Annotated in this window: 16 protein-coding genes; 11 read left to right on the top strand and 5 right to left on the bottom strand. The window is 59.9% G+C overall.

Annotated elements, in window-relative coordinates; translation table 11 throughout:
- Positions 1-221: 221 nt before the first annotated feature.
- The 4 genes from ACFFSY_RS16585 (at position 222) to ACFFSY_RS16570 (ending at position 3,347) form a co-directional block, all read left to right on the top strand.
- A complete protein-coding gene (locus ACFFSY_RS16585) occupies positions 222-1,265 on the top strand; it encodes a Leu/Phe/Val dehydrogenase (protein WP_377495970.1) in 1,044 nt (347 codons plus the stop codon).
- A gap of 228 nt (positions 1,266-1,493) precedes the next feature.
- Complete coding sequence (locus ACFFSY_RS16580) at positions 1,494-1,802, top strand: hypothetical protein (protein WP_377495968.1); 309 nt, start codon at positions 1,494-1,496, stop codon at positions 1,800-1,802.
- 68 nt (positions 1,803-1,870) lie between these two features.
- Entirely contained in the window at positions 1,871-2,785 is a 915-nt protein-coding gene (pyrF, locus tag ACFFSY_RS16575; RefSeq protein WP_377495966.1) for an orotidine-5'-phosphate decarboxylase, read from the top strand.
- Positions 2,786-2,840: 55 nt separating this feature from the next.
- Positions 2,841-3,347 carry a GNAT family N-acetyltransferase gene (locus ACFFSY_RS16570; protein ID WP_377495964.1) on the top strand — a complete coding sequence of 169 codons (507 nt, stop codon included), beginning with the start codon at positions 2,841-2,843 and terminating at the stop codon, positions 3,345-3,347.
- Positions 3,348-3,455: 108 nt separating this feature from the next.
- On the opposite strand, the gene ACFFSY_RS16565 is transcribed toward ACFFSY_RS16570, so the two are convergent.
- Together ACFFSY_RS16565 and ACFFSY_RS16560 are read right to left on the bottom strand one after the other, a co-directional pair.
- Positions 3,456-4,661, bottom strand: a complete 1,206-nt coding sequence (locus tag ACFFSY_RS16565; RefSeq protein WP_377495962.1) for a hypothetical protein — start codon at positions 4,659-4,661, stop codon at positions 3,456-3,458.
- Positions 4,662-4,917: 256 nt separating this feature from the next.
- On the bottom strand, positions 4,918-5,100 hold the full coding sequence (locus ACFFSY_RS16560) for a hypothetical protein (RefSeq protein ID WP_377495960.1): 183 nt from the start codon (positions 5,098-5,100) through the stop codon (positions 4,918-4,920).
- Positions 5,101-5,241: 141 nt separating this feature from the next.
- Between ACFFSY_RS16560 and ACFFSY_RS16555 the strand changes: the two genes are divergently transcribed.
- Positions 5,242-6,366, top strand: coding sequence for a PQQ-dependent sugar dehydrogenase (locus ACFFSY_RS16555; protein ID WP_377495958.1), 1,125 nt, complete (start codon positions 5,242-5,244; stop codon positions 6,364-6,366).
- 204 nt (positions 6,367-6,570) lie between these two features.
- Here ACFFSY_RS16555 and ACFFSY_RS16550 read toward each other — a convergent pair whose 3' ends face one another.
- Positions 6,571-8,916, bottom strand: a complete 2,346-nt coding sequence (locus tag ACFFSY_RS16550) for a PAS domain-containing protein (protein ID WP_377495956.1) — start codon at positions 8,914-8,916, stop codon at positions 6,571-6,573.
- A gap of 188 nt (positions 8,917-9,104) precedes the next feature.
- A complete protein-coding gene (locus ACFFSY_RS16545) occupies positions 9,105-9,569 on the bottom strand; it encodes an SEC-C domain-containing protein (RefSeq protein WP_377495954.1) in 465 nt (154 codons plus the stop codon).
- Between the two features lie 211 nt (positions 9,570-9,780).
- On the opposite strand from ACFFSY_RS16545, the gene ACFFSY_RS16540 reads away from it, so the two are divergent.
- The 6 genes from ACFFSY_RS16540 to ACFFSY_RS16515 all read left to right on the top strand — a co-directional run bounded on the left by ACFFSY_RS16540 (position 9,781) and on the right by ACFFSY_RS16515 (position 15,046).
- The gene (locus ACFFSY_RS16540) at positions 9,781-10,113 is read left to right on the top strand and encodes a DUF1904 family protein (RefSeq protein WP_377495952.1); all 333 of its coding nucleotides are present in this window, start codon (positions 9,781-9,783) and stop codon (positions 10,111-10,113) included.
- Between the two features lie 121 nt (positions 10,114-10,234).
- Positions 10,235-10,378 carry a hypothetical protein gene (locus ACFFSY_RS16535; RefSeq protein ID WP_377495950.1) on the top strand — a complete coding sequence of 48 codons (144 nt, stop codon included), beginning with the start codon at positions 10,235-10,237 and terminating at the stop codon, positions 10,376-10,378.
- A gap of 141 nt (positions 10,379-10,519) precedes the next feature.
- Positions 10,520-10,741, top strand: a complete 222-nt coding sequence (locus ACFFSY_RS16530) for a hypothetical protein (RefSeq protein ID WP_377495948.1) — start codon at positions 10,520-10,522, stop codon at positions 10,739-10,741.
- Positions 10,742-10,818: 77 nt separating this feature from the next.
- Entirely contained in the window at positions 10,819-12,225 is a 1,407-nt protein-coding gene (locus tag ACFFSY_RS16525; RefSeq protein ID WP_377496022.1) for an RtcB family protein, read from the top strand.
- 377 nt (positions 12,226-12,602) lie between these two features.
- Positions 12,603-13,172, top strand: coding sequence for a ribonuclease H-like YkuK family protein (locus ACFFSY_RS16520; protein ID WP_377495946.1), 570 nt, complete (start codon positions 12,603-12,605; stop codon positions 13,170-13,172).
- Between the two features lie 428 nt (positions 13,173-13,600).
- The gene (locus ACFFSY_RS16515; protein WP_377496020.1) at positions 13,601-15,046 is read left to right on the top strand and encodes a nicotinate phosphoribosyltransferase; all 1,446 of its coding nucleotides are present in this window, start codon (positions 13,601-13,603) and stop codon (positions 15,044-15,046) included.
- A gap of 304 nt (positions 15,047-15,350) precedes the next feature.
- On the opposite strand, the gene ACFFSY_RS16510 is transcribed toward ACFFSY_RS16515, so the two are convergent.
- A complete protein-coding gene (locus ACFFSY_RS16510; protein ID WP_377495944.1) occupies positions 15,351-16,115 on the bottom strand; it encodes a M15 family metallopeptidase in 765 nt (254 codons plus the stop codon).
- Positions 16,116-16,241: the final 126 nt, after the last annotated feature.

The following is a 16,241-nucleotide window of genomic DNA, read 5'->3' as shown; positions in this document are numbered from 1 at the left end:
GAACCCGTTAAATAGTGGAACCGCAAAAGCGGGGCGCATGGCCGAAGCGATTCTGTTCCGTTAGCGCGCTGAACCGGCAGAGCTTACACATAATGAAGGCGAACGCACATATACTGGTATTCCAAAATGGTTTGGTCGATGCAGCTTGTTGACGATTGGCCCGATCTCCTCGTATGCGGTATTACATTGCCGGCTTAGATGAGCGAAGGGAGAGGTACACCATGCTGGTATTGGAAGAGATGGAACGCCTGTCGCTGGAGCAGGTCGTATTCTGCCAGGATCGCGCGAGCGGGCTGCGCGCCGTGATTGCCGTCCACAGCACGAGGCTGGGACCAGCCTTGGGCGGCTGCCGGATGCGGCCGTACGCGACCGAGCAGGAAGCCGTGCTGGATGCCATGCGTCTGGCCCGGGGGATGACCTATAAGGCGGCCGTTTTCGGGCTCGATTACGGCGGCGGCAAGGCGGTCATCATCGGCGATCCGGCCAAGGACAAGAGCGCGGAGCTGTTCCGGACGCTGGGACGTTATATTGGGTATATGAACGGCAGATATATTGCCGGCGTCGATCAGGGTACGTCCGTCGCGGATATGAACGAGATCGCCAAGGAAACGATCTACGTCACCGATACGCCGGGCTCGGTCATGGCGACGCGCGATTTCGCCGAAGAGATGACCGCCTACGGCGTCTACGTCGGGATCAAAGCGAGCGCGAACGCCGTCTTCGGCACGCATGTGCTCAGAGGGAGGACGGTCGCGGTTCAGGGACTGGGCAAAGTCGGTCTCCTGCTTTGCCGTTACTTGTACGAAGCGGGCGCGAAGCTGATCGTCGCCGATCCCGACGCGCAGCTCGTGAAGCTCGCCGTCGCCGCCTTCGGCGCGGCCGAATCGGAGCCGGATCGGATCGCCTTCGAGCCGTGCGATATATTCGCGCCGTGCGCGCTCGGCGGTATTCTGAACGAATCTTCGATTCCACGGCTGGCCTGCCGGATCGTAGCGGGAGCGGCCAGCAACCAGCTGGGCGAGGAGTGGCACGGCGAACTGCTCCAAGAGCGGGAAATTCTCTATGCGCCGGACTTCGTCATTAACGCGGGCGGATTGCTCATTACGGCACGGGAAATCCAAGGCGGCTCGGAGGCGGATTTGAGGCGCAGCGTGGAGGCGATCGACCGCGTGCTGCGGACGGTGTACCGGTTCGCGCGTCAGACGGGTATCGCCACGAGCGACGCGGCCGGGTATTTGGCGGAGCGGAACCTGGCGAGGGCATGAAGGCGGACATGAGGTGAGCACGGGCGACGGGTTTCGAGGCGCGCGTCGGACGTGTGCTTTAGCATGGCGGAGACTTCATAGAGGTTCACGTTGTTAACGGTTCCGTTAACGGCGTGAACCTTTTTGCCGGTTAAAGGGCGGTTGTTATTGTTTCGCGCCATTAACTAAGGTAACATTTACCACGAAAGAAGGAGATTGCTAGATTCCGGGCCGGAGGCGAGAGGGCGCATGAATGTGAAACTGTTGATGGAATCGTTAGTCGTCGGGGCGCTGCTGTATGTGCTGGGCGGCATTGCGCTCGGCATGGTCATGACGGTATGGTTCGCGCCGGATATGCCCGAGGCGTACGAGTCGTCCGATATTCGGGATGCCTACACCTCGCAGCAGGAGAACCCGCCGCCGTCGCGGGTTGTGTTCGGCGGACCGATAAACCCGTGGCTGGAAGGGCTGAAGGCACTGCTCGTATGCGCCGCATACTACGGGATCCGCTATGGCATCGCAAGCTGGCGGCGGGCAAGACGGCAGCGAATCGCCTAACTTTCCCGGGCGGAGCTTTAGGCTGGTTGGGACAAGCAGCTGCGTACAATAAATAACCGAGGTGGAGCATGAATCATATTGGGGATCGGCTGATCGTAGAGGGCAGAAGGAAACGGACGGCGCTGGTCGTTGGGTTGGACCCGGACCTGCGTTACATACCGGACGTAGTTCGTCAGGGTGTTGATCCAGAGACCGGCGAAGGCGCGGCGGAGGCGATCTACGCGTTCAACCGGATCGTCATCGATGCGGTAGCGGAGCATGTCGTTGCCGTCAAGCCGCAGCTGGCTTACTATGAGATTTACGGCGCGGACGGCATTGCCGCGCTGGAGCAGACGATCCGCTACGCGCGGAGCAAAGGACTGCTCGTGCTGAATGACGCGAAGCGCGGCGATATCGGACCGACCTCGGCCGCTTATGCCCGCGCGTTCCTGGGCGAAGGTCCGATCGCAGGCGACATGGTGACGGTGAACCCGTTCTTGGGCAGCGACGGCTATATGCCGTTCATCGAAGCGGCCGAAGCGGCGGGGAAAGGCGTCTTCGTGCTGCTTAAGACGTCCAATCCGTCGTCAGGCGAGCTGCAGGATTTGAAGCTGGGCGACGGGGACAAGCTGTACATGAAGCTGGCCGCCGAACTGGGACGTCTGGGGGCGCGTTCCGTAGGGGCACACGGTTATTCTTGCGTGGGCGCCGTCGTAGGCGGCACGTATCCGGAGGAGGCCGCCGCGATTCGCGCGGCGCTGCCGAGCGCGATCTTCCTCGTGCCGGGGTATGGCGCTCAAGGCGGAACGGCGGAGGCGCTCAGGCCGTTCTTCGACGCGCGCGGGGAAGGGGCGATTATCTCGTCTTCCAGAGGTATTATTTATGCATACCGGAACTTGGGCGAGCAGTGGCCTTCGCTATCCGAGGCGGAGATTAGCCTGGCAATCGGCGAGGAAGCGGCTCGTGCCAAAGAAGCGATTAACGCGGTACGGGGAGCCGGATAACTTTCCCCGCGTCATAGAAGATGGACCAGAACAACACCACGAGGAGATGTGGACGATGACGGTCGAATTACAGGTATTAACGGAAGGGCACGAAGAGCGGCTGCGGGCATTCCGGCTGCCTCCCGAGCAGGCCAGGTTCACCGCGCTGCCGGCCGAGCTCCTGGAACCGATGCCGGGACGGCACCCGGTTGTGATCGCGGCAGGCGGAGAGCCGGCCGGCTTCTTCCTGCTCCACGATAGCGAGCGGGTGAAAGATTACACCGACAATCCCCAGGCGATGCTGCTGACGGCCTTCTCGATCGATAACGCGATGCAGGGCAACGGGTATGCCAAGCAGGGCATGGCGCTGATCCCATCGTTCGTGCAGGCGCGCTTCCCAGGATGCGACGAGATCGTGCTGGCGGTGAACCATCGCAATATTCCTGCGCAGAAGCTGTACGAGCGGGTCGGCTTCACCGATACGGGACGCAGACGGATCGGCGCGCAAGGGGAGCAGTATGTGTATAGTTGGACATTGGCGGAGCGCGAGCAGCGCTTGCGGGATGCCGAGGCCGTCCAATAGGTGCCGGCGCGAGAGGTTCCTAGCGCCTAGGTTACGACTTAGGGAGATACAGCGGAAGGCTGCCGGAGATGGCAGCCTTCTTGGTTGTCGGCAGCGTTCGCTGCGCGGTTATGCGTCGAACATGCCGCTCACCCTTCCTGTATGACGGTCAATTTCCAGCCAATCTACGGTGGCGGTATGGGATTCTTGGCCATCTCCCGCGATTTCATACAGATGTACGAGCACGGTCGCTTCGTCCGAGGAATCGACCTCCTGGATATACCGGGAGCCTGCCGCTTCGGGTTCCGTGCGCGCCCGGTCCGTTCGGGTGACGCCGCGCTCGCCGGTGGCGATGTAGAACGATTCCTGCTCGGACAGCGGCGCATCCTGCGGCTTGCCGAGGCCCGAGCGGATAGCCAGCACCTCGCGGTAGCGATCCGCATAAGCCCTATGGGTGATTTCATAGATCATCGCTTCGTTCGCGTCCCAGAGGCGCAGCGTCTCCAGCACGTTGTCCCATGGAATCGGCGTGAATTGTCCCGTGGCGGGGTGATAACGGACGAGCGCCGGAATGCCCGTCTCCGCATCGTCCTCCCCGTGGCGCCAATCAAGCAGCAGCAAGCGTTCATTCGAGTCAAGGAGATAAGTATGGATGACCGCCTCGCCTTGACGGAGCGTGCCCGACAACTGGATGCTGTCGTAGAGCGCCCGGAGGAACGGCGACTCGTCGCTGGGGGCGCTGCGCAAATAATAGATGCCTCTTAAATCCGCCTCCGGTTCGCCGAAGGCGTTCGCCGGATATTCAATCGATAGCGAATCGTCGTTGAACGTGAGGGAGAGCTCGCGGAACGCCTCGTCGATGAAGACGGCGGTCTGACCCTCCACCGTAAATTCCGCATCGAGCACGCTGGCATCGCGGCCGAATTGGCGAACGGCGGCATGCAGGCGATACCGGTTGTCGCTGAGCTGCTCGAGCGTCGCGACGGCATCCCGCTGCGGGGAATCGCCCGCCTGCGCGTAGGTGCCGGTTTGTATGTACAACGCAATAGGCTCTAAGCGGGCTTCGGCGACTCCCGCAGACGTGTCGATAGGCTCGCTTGGAGGCGGGAGGACCGTCTGCGCGGCGGGAGCAGCACCGCTAGCGGTAACCGCGGCGGGCGCAGCCAGCGCGGCGCCGGGTCCTGCGCCGATGAATGCGGATAACCGGGGAGAGACGCTCGCGCCGGGCGGCGAGGCGGCGCGGCCGGGGTCAAGGCTCGCCTTATACCCCGCCAGAATAAGCAGCGGAATAAGGAGCAGAAACGCGAAATTTACCCATGATTCCTGATTTTTCATAGCGGCTTCTCCCTGGATGAGCGGCGGCTATCCGCATCTTCGCTCATGCGTATAATATGGCGGCTGCCGCCCGCGCGGGGGCGACGGATGCCTATATGACAATCTATGCCGCAGAAGGGGGAAACATTATCCGATTCATAGATTTCTTGCCCAAGCGATATCGCTTCGCGGCGCCGCCGCAAACCGCGATGAGGCCAAGCTCCGCTGGCGGCGCACCACAGTGCTCACGCCGATGAACGCGAAGCATGCTTTCGAGTCAGGCGTTCACGCTGGCTGGTCCCGCAAGCACGTCGATGAGAACGGTAATCGCCGCTGGCTTGGAGAAGTCGGCCAAGTGCAGCCAAGCTCCGTACAGAGCGGAACGAAGTAGGCGGAACGGCTTGCGAGCTGATCGTGGACGAGACGGCCCGCTCGCGAAGCAGACGAAGAAGGCCCCCATGAGGGACGACCTTAACGTACACGCGCGGCTGTAGGAATCATAGCCTTGTTGGCTGCTAGCTTGCGAGATCGCCGTTCAGGGTTAAAAACCTATAGAAGCTGCTATACTGATAGATAACGAGAATGGTCGGGAGGGATGAAGATGACAAGTGGCAAGTATGGGACGGCGGCGCTGGTGGCCGTGCTGGCAGGCGCATTGGCAGCGTGCGACGGGAGCGGGCGCGGCGGCGAGGACGCCGGAACGACGGGAGCTCCGGCGCAGGAGGCGGCGATTCGCGTCGAGGATGGATCGGATACCGCGGCCTACGAGGTACTGGCGGAGAAGCTGAATACGCCGTGGGCCATCGCGCTTGCGCCGAATGCGATCTATATTAGCGAACGGGGCGGCACGGTCGTTAAAGTCGGCGACGGCAAGCAGAGGAGGCAGCAGGTAACGCTGAGCAAGCCGGTGAAGGAAGAGGGCGAAGGCGGATTCCTCGGATTCGCTCTTGCGCCGGATTTCGAGACGTCGAGACAGGCGTTCGCCTACCATACGTACGAGGAAGGCGGCGAGCGGTTGAACCGGATCGTGCTGCTGCGCGAGCGCGCGGACGGCAAGGGCTGGTCCGAACAGCGGGAGCTGCTCGGCGGCATCCCGGGGGCGGCCAATCATAACGGCGGGCGGCTGGCTATTGGGCCAGACGGTTATCTCTATGCCACGACCGGTGATGCGCAGGATGAAGCGTCCGCTCAGGACCGTGCAGCTCTGGCCGGCAAAATATTGCGGATAAAGCGCGACGGTACCGTCCCGGCGGATAATCCGTTCCCTGGATCGCCGGTCTATTCCTACGGCCACCGCAACCCGCAGGGAATTGCTTGGGACTCGGCGGGCGTGCTGTACAGCTCGGAGCACGGTCCTTCCGGCTCCCCCGGCGGCCATGATGAGTTGAATCGCATTACGGCAGGCGGCAACTATGGCTGGCCAGCCATCATCGGGGGGGCGACGAAGGAAGGAATGATCGCGCCGCTCTATCATACCGGCGAAGACACGCTGGCGCCATCGGGTATGGCGGTCGATGCCAGCGGCGGTCTGCTTGTGACCGGCTTGCGGGGACAATCGCTGGTCCGTTTCGATTTGGATGCCACCAGCAGGGAGACGCTCGTCCGTACCGAGGGCCGGCTGCGGGACGCGGCGGTGAAGGACGGTCGGGTCTACGTCATCACGAACAATACCGACGGCCGCGGCGAGCCGGGGAATACCGACGATCGGCTTCTGCTTCTAAAGTAACGCTCATCGGTTACAGCATGACATACATTATGATGCTCGGCAGCGTATGCCTCCGCCGCCTCGATAAGCGAACGGCCAAGTGACCATCTGGTGGTAGTGTGGACGGCGCTGCCGAGCTGCACGACGTGCGCGTTGCTCGGTCCGAATGCATAAGAGAACAGGCAGCGGCCATGGCCGCTGCCTGTTCTTCTCTTATGTCTATATTTATTGCTGTGGGCCTTCTGTAGGGGACAGCGCCATTCCGAACGCCGGCGCGGGTGCGCGGCCGGTCTCGGCGGCTTCGGCGGGAACCTCTGGCGCGGAAAGCGTGCCGAACGGCAGCGTGAAATAGAAGGTGGAGCCAGCGCCTTCCCCGCTGTCGACCCCGATGATGCCGCCCATTAGCTCGACCAGCTTGCGGCAGATCGACAAACCGAGGCCGGTGCCGCCATATTTGCGGTTGAGCGACGGGTGGAGCTGGGAGAACGACTGGAACAAGAGGCCCTGCAGATGGGCCGGAATCCCGATGCCGGTGTCTTTGACATAGAATGCGAGCGTGAGCGCGTGCGGGTCGGGATTGCCGAGCGGCTCGACCGTCACCGAGACTTCGCCGCTGTCCGTGAATTTGATCGCGTTGCCGACCAGATTGATCAGAATCTGACGCAGTCTAGCCCCGTCTCCCATGAAGATGGGCGGGATCGATTCGTGCAGCGCCGATTTGAGCGCAAGACGCTTCTCCTGCGCGGAAGGGGTAAATAAGGTCAGCACCCCTTCCACGAGATGCGCGATATCGATCGGCTCGTGCATGATGGACATTTTGCCCGCTTCCAGCTTGCTGTAATCCAGCACCTCGTTCAGGATGTACAGCAGCGAATCGCTGCTCTTGCGAATAATGTCCATATAGGCGTGCTGCTCCTCGTCCAGCTCGGTATCGGTGAGCAGGTCCATAATGCCCACGATGCCGTTCATCGGCGTCCGGAGCTCGTGGCTGATGATGGCCAGAAACTCCGATTTGGCCCGATCGGCCTGCTCAGCCATCTCTTTGGCGCGCAAAATTTCCTTCTGGCTCGTTTTGTCGTGATAGTTCACGACCGCGCCGATCTGCTTGCCGTTATCGAAGAGCGGCGTCACCCGGTATTCGGCCAGGAAGCTGGAGCCATCCTTGCGCCAGAAAATGCCTTCCTTCCACAGCGGAGCTTCGCCGAGCAAGATGGCGGCATGGATCGGCGTCTGGCCGGCCGCGTAGTGGCTGCCATCCGGTGCCGTCTGTTGAATATGATTCAGGCATAATGTTCCCTCGAGCTCGGCAATCGAATATCCGAGCTTGCGCGCGCCGGCCGGGTTGATGAACGTGCACCGTCCATCCATATCCAAGCCGCAGATGCCCTCCGATACCGTATTGAGAATGAGCGCGTACTCGTGGCTGAGCTGCTCGATCTGCGTGATGTATCGCTCGCGCTGCGTAATATCTTGAATCATGCCGATGATTCGGACGGGATTGCCGTTCACATCAAGCTCCGGCTCCCACTGGGCATGAATCACGCGGAGTTCGCCATTGGGCAAGAGGATCTGATACGTAAGATCGTTGCCCTTCTGCCCGGTCTGTATCCGCGTCAAGGCCGAGAGGACGCGGGGCAGATGATCCGGGTGGATGCATTGAAGCAGGGAATCCAGCGAGTACGCGGTGGCTGGCAGCTGATAATCGAAAATCTGACGCAGCTGCTCGGAATAAGTCAATTGGCCGCTTATCAAATCCCAGTCCCAGCACCCGATATGCGCGATCTCCTGGGCACGGCTCAACGTGTCCTCGTATTGTTTGCGTTTGGTGATATCGCGGGTAATCGTCAGCACCTTGGAGGGCTCGCCCGTCTCCGCGTTGCGGATAATCCGCGAGACGATCTCGAGCCATATATAATGCCCGTCATTGTGCTTGGCCCGGCGCACGAACGTATCCCGATCCGAATACAGCTTGGAACGGTCGCTGCGCATCTCCTGGGCATCGTCAGGATGGTAGAATTCCATCCGGTTGCGGCCGACGACGTCCTTCGGCTCGTAGCCGAGCACCGGCAGGATCGAGGGCGTACAGTATAGGATCGTGCCATCGGGTTCGCTGAACGAGATGACATCCTGCGTATATTCCGTAATGAGCGAGAGCAGCTCCAGATCCTTGCGCAGCCTGCGTTCCTCCGACCGGACATCGGTCAGGTCGATGAACTGCAGCATGATGACGGCTGGAGCGGGATTCCCGTCCAGGATGCGATAGAGATGGGCGCGGGCGGGGACGAGATCCCCGTTCTTCTGCGCGATTCGCAGCTCCCGCTCGATGCGGCCGTCTTGCGAATCCAGCATCTTCCGCGCAAGGGCGCGATGATCGGGCACCTCCGCGTCGCCTGGCACGGTCAGCTCCGTCCAGGTCAGACCGCGCAGCGCCGCTTCTTCCTCGTAGCCGACCAGGCGGCAGAAGGCCGGATTGGCATATACGATTTCGCCTTGCTCTGCGGCCAGCACGGCCGTGGGGATCGGCGAATAATGAACGATTGACCGGTAGTCGAATTCCAATGAAGAGCTCATTGGTTGCAGCCCCTTTCTTCCTCTGGCTGTCGTGCTAAAAAGGTGATTATCTGTTCTTACCATTGTAGCAGGGCGGGCAAACGGAGCCTATAGAAAAAAATGGAGGAATCTGGAGAGGAACGCGAAAAGCCGCCTGTTCGGGCAGAGCGAACGGGCGGCTTCATGAACAGGGGAGGGAACGGCTGACGCTATGCGGGGCCGGCGCCAAAGGAGAGCGACAGCGCAAAATCGAATACTTCCTGGTAACGCTTCGACAGCGTGGACGAGGACACTTCGTACTTCGCGGCCAGCTCGGCCATCGTGCCGCCGTTGAAGAAAAACTCGATCGCGGCGCAGTAGACGCCGGTCTTACGGTAGACCGGCTGCGTCTCGGAGGAAAAGCGGTTCCACAGAATAACGGCAAAATAAACCGTATCCGGTTCATAGCGGCCTTGCATATTAGCCACGAGCTCGTTCGAAAGTTCGCGATACGCTTCGCTGCTCCACGTCAAACCTTCGATCATCTCGTGAATGTCGATCGTCGTCGGGTCGAAGGCAGGCGCCGTGCTTGGCGTTCCCGATCCGGCCGCTTGCTCGTCCTTCCCTAGATGACATCGCTTGTACTTGAGCCCGCTGCCGCAATGACAGAGCTCGTTTCTTCCCCATTTCGTCACAACCATCGTCTCCTAAACTTTCATGTTGTACCTCTATTATAGAAAGAAATCTACCGATTGACAAAAGAATAGTTGAATTTTACGCATATTTTGCCCCTTTTTCATGAAAATTGTCATTCGTTTGCAATTTTTGGGGGATGGTGGCGCCCTGGACAGCCGCAAATCGTCAAGGTAAGATGGGGGCAAGTTCCATTTGGAGAGGAGAAGAGATATGCCTCAGTTAACGTTCAGAGGGGTCGCGCAGGGCGCGCTGGCATCCGTGATCGGTCCGCTCGTCGCCGAGCTGGCCGACATTTGCGAATGCGGCCTTGATAATTTCACGGTGGATTTGATGGAGACGGTACCGATCTACGGAGGTGAGGGCACGGCGAGCTATCCGTTCGCGGAAGCGGCTTGGTTCGAGCGGGGCGACGACGCTCGGGATCGTTTTGCCGAAGCGGTGACGCGCCATTTGCGGGCGGCGGGAGTCGCGGAGCTGGAGCTGGCGTTCAAGGTATACCGCGAGGAGATGTATTATATTAACGGCCGGCCGTGTGGATCGTAGGGGCGGCAGAGGTTTTTGTATTTTTTGAAAATGGTCCCATAAAGTGGTTGACGCCCTCGAAGGGGCCATGATAAGATAGCCACTAATTTAGAATGAGACGCGACGAAAGGAGGCACGGACGATGAAGAACCTGGCGAACATGCAGCAGTACGAACGCACGATAGCGGCAGCGCAAGAGAGCATTTCGGATGCCGTGCATCCTTTCGCGTTCGATCGAATAAGCGGCTTCCCCGGAACCGTACGGACAAGGTGCGCCTGCCGATGAGCAGGCATGTCCTTGCATTCCCATACGCATCTGGCTAGGAGGCTGCAGGCTGGCGGCTGTTCTTTCGTCCATGTGACGAGAGGCGGCGCCCCGCAGTCTTTTTTTATACCCATTTTGACGAGAAAAGGAGGCATTACGGCTATGAGAACGATGATTGCGATTCAACATCAGCTGCAGCAGGAATTCAACCGCATAGAGAAGGATCCGCGTCTGCCGGCAGCTCGGCCGGCCATCCGCTCGTACCCGCAAAGGGCGCCGCGCGCGCTTGCTCGTCTGCATGCCAGACGCTGCCAGCCTGCGCGTCGACGTAAGCAATGGCCATTCGAGCTGCCGGGATCGCGGCGTTCCTCTCTACCTGCCTAAAGGCGGGGGACAAGGGGAACGAGCGGACCGGCAGCTTTTTTATTTAAACCAAGGAGGTAAGCAAGTTGAACGGAAACATGAATCATCACGGGGCGAATCATCACGAGATCGAGCTGCCCCACGGCCGTCTGCACGTCTTCGCGAACGCGGACGTGTTCGGCGCCTTCGAGCCGAAGGTGTACGAGATGGCGGACAATAACCTGCGCATCCCGCGCAGCATGTACATGAGTTACACCCCGGACGCCCACGTCGGCGTTGGCACCTGTATCGGCACGACGGCCGTCTGGCGGATGAAGGACGGGTTCGTCTCGCCGTCGATCGTCGGCGTCGACATCGGCTGCGGCATGCGGGTCCATCTGACGCCGCTGCACAAGAAGGACATTCAAGACCCGGCGGTCCGCCGCAAGCTGATCGAGGCGATCGAGCGGTACGTGCCGACGAACGAACGCGTAAATTCGAACTATGCGGACATCGACATCATGGAGGTCGTCCGTCTCGGCCTTCGTGGACTGCCCGAGAAATACGTGCCGGACGCGCGCTGGCTGACGCACGTCGAGGAGGCGACGTTCAAGTTCGATCATGCGTTCTTGAGCGAGTTGCCCGCCCGGATTCGCAGGAATGCCCACGGTCAGCTCGGCACGCTTGGCAGCGGCAACCACTTCATCGAGCTGCAGGCGATCGAGATCGACGAGGCGCGGCGCGAGACCGCGGAGAGCTGGGGGCTGTTCGACGGCCAGGTCGTCGTCATGATTCATTCCGGCTCGCGCGCCTGGGGGGCAATGCTCGGCCGCGAGCATACGAAGTCGCTCAAGGAGACGATGGCACTGTGGGGAATCTCAAATCCCGACCCGAACCTCGTCTACGCGCCGGTGGTCAGTCATGAAGGGCAGCACTACTTGAATTTGATGTACTCCGCGCTCAACTTCGCCGTGAGCAACCGCCATATGATCGCGTTCGGCGTGCGCCAGGCGTTCAAGGACGTATTCGGCGAGGCGATCGAGCTGCCGGTGCTTTACGACTTGATGCATAACTACGCGCTGAAGGAGTTTCACCGGAACGAACCGATGCTCGTCCACCGCAAGGGCGCGACCCGCGCACTACCGCCTGGCCATTTCCTGAATACAATGGCTTATAAGACGACCGGTCATCCCGCGCTTATCCCGGGCTCCATGGGGACCGCGTCGTACATCATGGTCGGACGCGAAGAAGGCGCGAAGAACTTCTACTCGATCTGCCACGGGGCGGGACGGCTCCGTTCGCGCCGGGCGACGAAAGAACTCGTCACGGTCGACGCGTTCGCGCAATCGCTGCGGGTCGGCACGGAGGACGAGATTCTCGTCAACCACCGGACGCTCGAGACGATTCTCGACGAATGCCCGCAAGCGTACAAGGATGTCGACCAAATTATCGATAGCGTCGTCGGCGCGAAACTGGCGGACGTCGTGGCCCGGTGCAAGCCGATGGCCGTCATCAAGGGCGTGTAGGCGAAAAAAGGCATAGAACCTCTCGCGCGCGGAATAAATCTGCTTTAGCTGCTTAAACCATGCTGCATTCCTGGTCTCGACCATGAACGCAAACCAATGTGTATCGATCCATGCTGCATTCCTGGTCTCGACCATGAACGCAAACCAATGATATCGATCAATGCTGCATTCCTGGTCTCGACCATGAACGCAAACCAATGTGTATCGATCAATGCTGCATTCCTGGTCTTACGACCATGAACGCAAACCAATGTGTATCGATCAATGCTGCATTCCTGGTCTTACGACCATGAACGCAAACCAATGTGTATCGATCAATGCTGCATTCCTGGTCTCGACCATGAACGCAAACCAATGATCGTTAAAGGAGTGATTCCATGAGCAAACAGTCTTCAAGATGGGGAGATTTGCGCTTCCAGAACGTCAGCGAGAGCGGCATGACGCTCGAAGACGTCATGAACCGGATGCTCCGTTTTATCGGGCAAGACCTGAGGTGCGCGTATCATTTCGTCATCGGCACCGATTCCCAGGTGTTCCGCGGCTACACGAAATTCGTCACCGGCATCGTGCTCCACCGTCCGGGCAAAGGGGCATGGGCATGCTACCGCGTCGTCGTCCTTCCTCGCGAGGTGATTAGCCTGAGGGAGAAGCTCTCTTACGAGACGGCGCTCTCGCAGGAGTTGGCCGCTTATTTCGCGGACGATCTGCTCCACATCATGGAAGCACCGCTGCTGCCATACGTCTACCAGGGCGCTTCGCTGGAGTCGTTCATCGACATTGACGCGGGCACGGAGCCCGTCGTGAACAAGACGTCTCTTTATGTCCAGGAGATGGTGGAGCGGGTCGAGGCATCGGGCGTCTTCCTCGCCCGGGTCAAGCCCGAGTCGTATGCGGCCTCGGCGTACGCGAACCGGTATACGAAACGTCCGGTTAAGAAGGTGATGTAGGCAATGCGATCAGGATGGATAAGGCCGTGCGCCGCGCATGCAAGTTGTGCGGTGCACGGTTTTTTGGCGTGGGGGAGATGGACCGGCTTGCTGATTGCGAGAGATGGGGCTGGTGCTTGCTGGCGAGAGGCGGGACAATTTTCAGGAAGAGTGGGATAATAGAGGGGAAGACGCGTACTTCTTCGATAATAACGGATACACCTCGATTGGGACTATGAATGAGAAGGAGCAGTCGCGGCGAATGTGAACAGCGATGTTAATTACTGCCGTTAGTTGGCTGCATCTAGGTGTTCCGCTTGAACCTGCACGAAGGAGTTTATAGAAGCAAATAGGGCGGCGCAGCACGCGCGGATGGTTAGGAACGCGCCATCTTGGCAAACTACGAACAGGATCAGCCGGCTGCGGCGGCGCGGACAGGAGTGACGAGAGTGAACTACTCGAATTTGAGTCTACATACGGACAAATATCAGATCAACATGATGTACGCCCATTGGGTGCAGGGATCGCTGAACAAGAAAGCGGTGTTCGAAGCGTACTTCCGCAAGCTGCCGTTCGGCAACGGCTACGCGGTGTTCGCCGGGCTGGAGCGGATCGTGCATTATATTCAGCATTTGAAGTTCGATGACGAAGTGATCGACTATTTGCGGCAGCAGGAAGAGGCGTACCAAGAGGGATTTCTAGAGGAGCTGCGGAATTTCCGGTTCACGGGCTGCATTCGCGCAGTGCCGGAAGGGACGCTCGTCTTCCCGAATGTGCCGATTATCCGGGTGGAAGCCCGCATATTCGAAGCGCAGCTGATCGAGACGGCGATCCTCAATTTCATGAACTACCAGACGCTGATCGCGACGAAAGCCTCGCGAATCAAGCAGGTGGCCCCGCACGACATGCTGCTCGAATTCGGCACGAGACGGGCGCAGGAGGCGGATGCCGCGGTATGGGGCGCACGGGCGGCCTATATCGCGGGCTTCCACGCGACGTCGAACTTACGCGCAGGTCTCTTGTTCGGCATCCCGACCAAAGGGACGCACGCCCATGCCTGGATTCAGGCGCACGATACGGAGGAAGAAGCGTTCGCGAAGTTCGCCGAAGCGCTGCCGGATCAAGTATCGCTGCTCGTCGATACGTACGATACATTGAAGAGCGGCGTGCCGAACGCAATCAAGACGGCCAAGCTGCTGGAGGCGAAGGGCAAGAAGCTGCAATCGATCCGGCTGGACAGCGGCGACCTGGCGCTTATCTCGAAGGAAGCGCGCGCGATGCTCGATTCCGCGGGCTTCCCATACGTGAAAATCATCGCGTCGAATGACCTGGACGAGAACCTGATCATGAACCTGAAGGCGCAAGGCGCGCGGATCGACGTCTGGGGCGTCGGGACACAGCTCATTACCGCGGCGGATCAGCCTTCGCTTGGGGGCATCTACAAGCTCGTCGCCAAGGAGAACAAGGACGGCGATTACCAACCGGTGATCAAAATCTCGGGCAATCCCGAGAAAGTGTCCAATCCCGGCGTCAAAGAGACATATCGCCTGCTGAATCGCCAGAGCGGCCGGGCGGAAGCCGACTACATCGCGCTCGGCAGCGAGGAGGAGGCACGCGAGGGCGCGCCGCTGCTGCTGTTCGATCCGGCGACCCCGTACCGCAGCAAGACGCTCCATGACTACGATAGCGTGCGGCTGCTGCACGATATCTACGTGAACGGCGAGCTGGTCTACGAGCTGCCCGCCGTGGAAGCCATTCGCGCGTACCACGAATCCCAGCTGACGTTGTTCCGGCCCGAGATTCGGCGCATGCTTAATCCGGAGGAATATCGGATAACTTTAAGCCGCAAGGCGTGGGACTTGAAAATGGAGCTCATCCACGAATATCATCCGTGACGCAAGCGAAACTAAGAACGCACCGGCTCGTTCCCGAGCGGTGCGTTCTTTCAGTGGCGGGGCTGCCCGCACATAAGCAGCAATCCATGCGCCAGAAGCGAATTTCCGCGCCGCGCGTCGCCCGGTGCGTCGATGCCATCGCGGCATGCGATGCCGGGTCGCACGTCGGCGGTCCAACCTCTAGCGCTGCGCGCCCTGCCGGAGCTAACGGAAGCCGAGATGCGGCCGATACATCGTCCATTGTCAGCCCGCGCATACACGACTTTACGAAGCGCGCATTGAGCCCGCCCGGATTTGCGCGCCATTAATTATACTGGGCCAAATACTGCTCTAGCGTCAGGTGCTTATTCGTAATTTCCTTGGCGATATAGACTCCTACGTAACGCACATGCCAGGGCTCGTACGAGTAGCCGGTCAGCTTCTCCATCCCTTTGCCATAACGGATGATGAAGCCGTATTCGGGGGCGTGCTTCGCCAGCCACTTGCCTTCCTTCGTGTCGCCGAAGCTGGCTTCGAGGGCGTATCCCGCCGAGGCGCTGGAAATATCCATGGCAAGGCCCGTCTGGTGCTCGCTCTGGCCGGGAAGGGCGCTCGTCCGGTTAGCGACGTCCGCGCCTTTGATCGCTTGGTTGCGGTCGAAGATCGCCTTCTGCGTCGCATAGGAGCGGTAGCCCGAGACGGCAGCCAGCTTGATGCCATCTTTCTTGGCGGCTGCGAACAGCTTCTCCAGCGCGTCTGCGGCGATGCCGCGCATCTGCTTCTTCGGGCTGCTGCCGGCGAACGAGAATGGCACGTTCGGCACGACCAGATCGGCGGGAACGTAGGTGGACGGCAGGTTGCGCTGCTTATTCACGAGCACGGCCGTGCTCAGTTTATTTGTAACGAATGTCTTGCCGGATGCGTTCTTCGTAATGGTACGGATGGCGGCATTCTCTTGCAGGAAATTGGAAGCGCCCGCCGCATGGGCAGTTGTCTCCGCGATGCCGGATACCGTGCAGCCTGCCAGCAGGCTGGCGCCGAGCAGCAGTGTGGCGAGTCGGTTCGTGCTTTTGCGCGTAGTTGTTGTCATCGTCTCATCTCCTTCTATTCTATTACCCGATTGTAGAAGAGAATGTTGTCGATTCTATCAACGGCTTGTTTCAGGCTTGTAAACAATCGCAAACCATGCGAGAGCGAAGATGCAAGCTTGATAGCT

Origin of the sequence: Paenibacillus aurantiacus (assembly GCF_042431225.1) — a bacterium.
GTDB lineage: Bacteria > Bacillota > Bacilli > Paenibacillales > Paenibacillaceae > Paenibacillus_Z > Paenibacillus_Z aurantiacus.
Note: the sequence above shows the minus strand (reverse complement) of the source record. Positions and strands in the feature narration are given on the sequence as shown.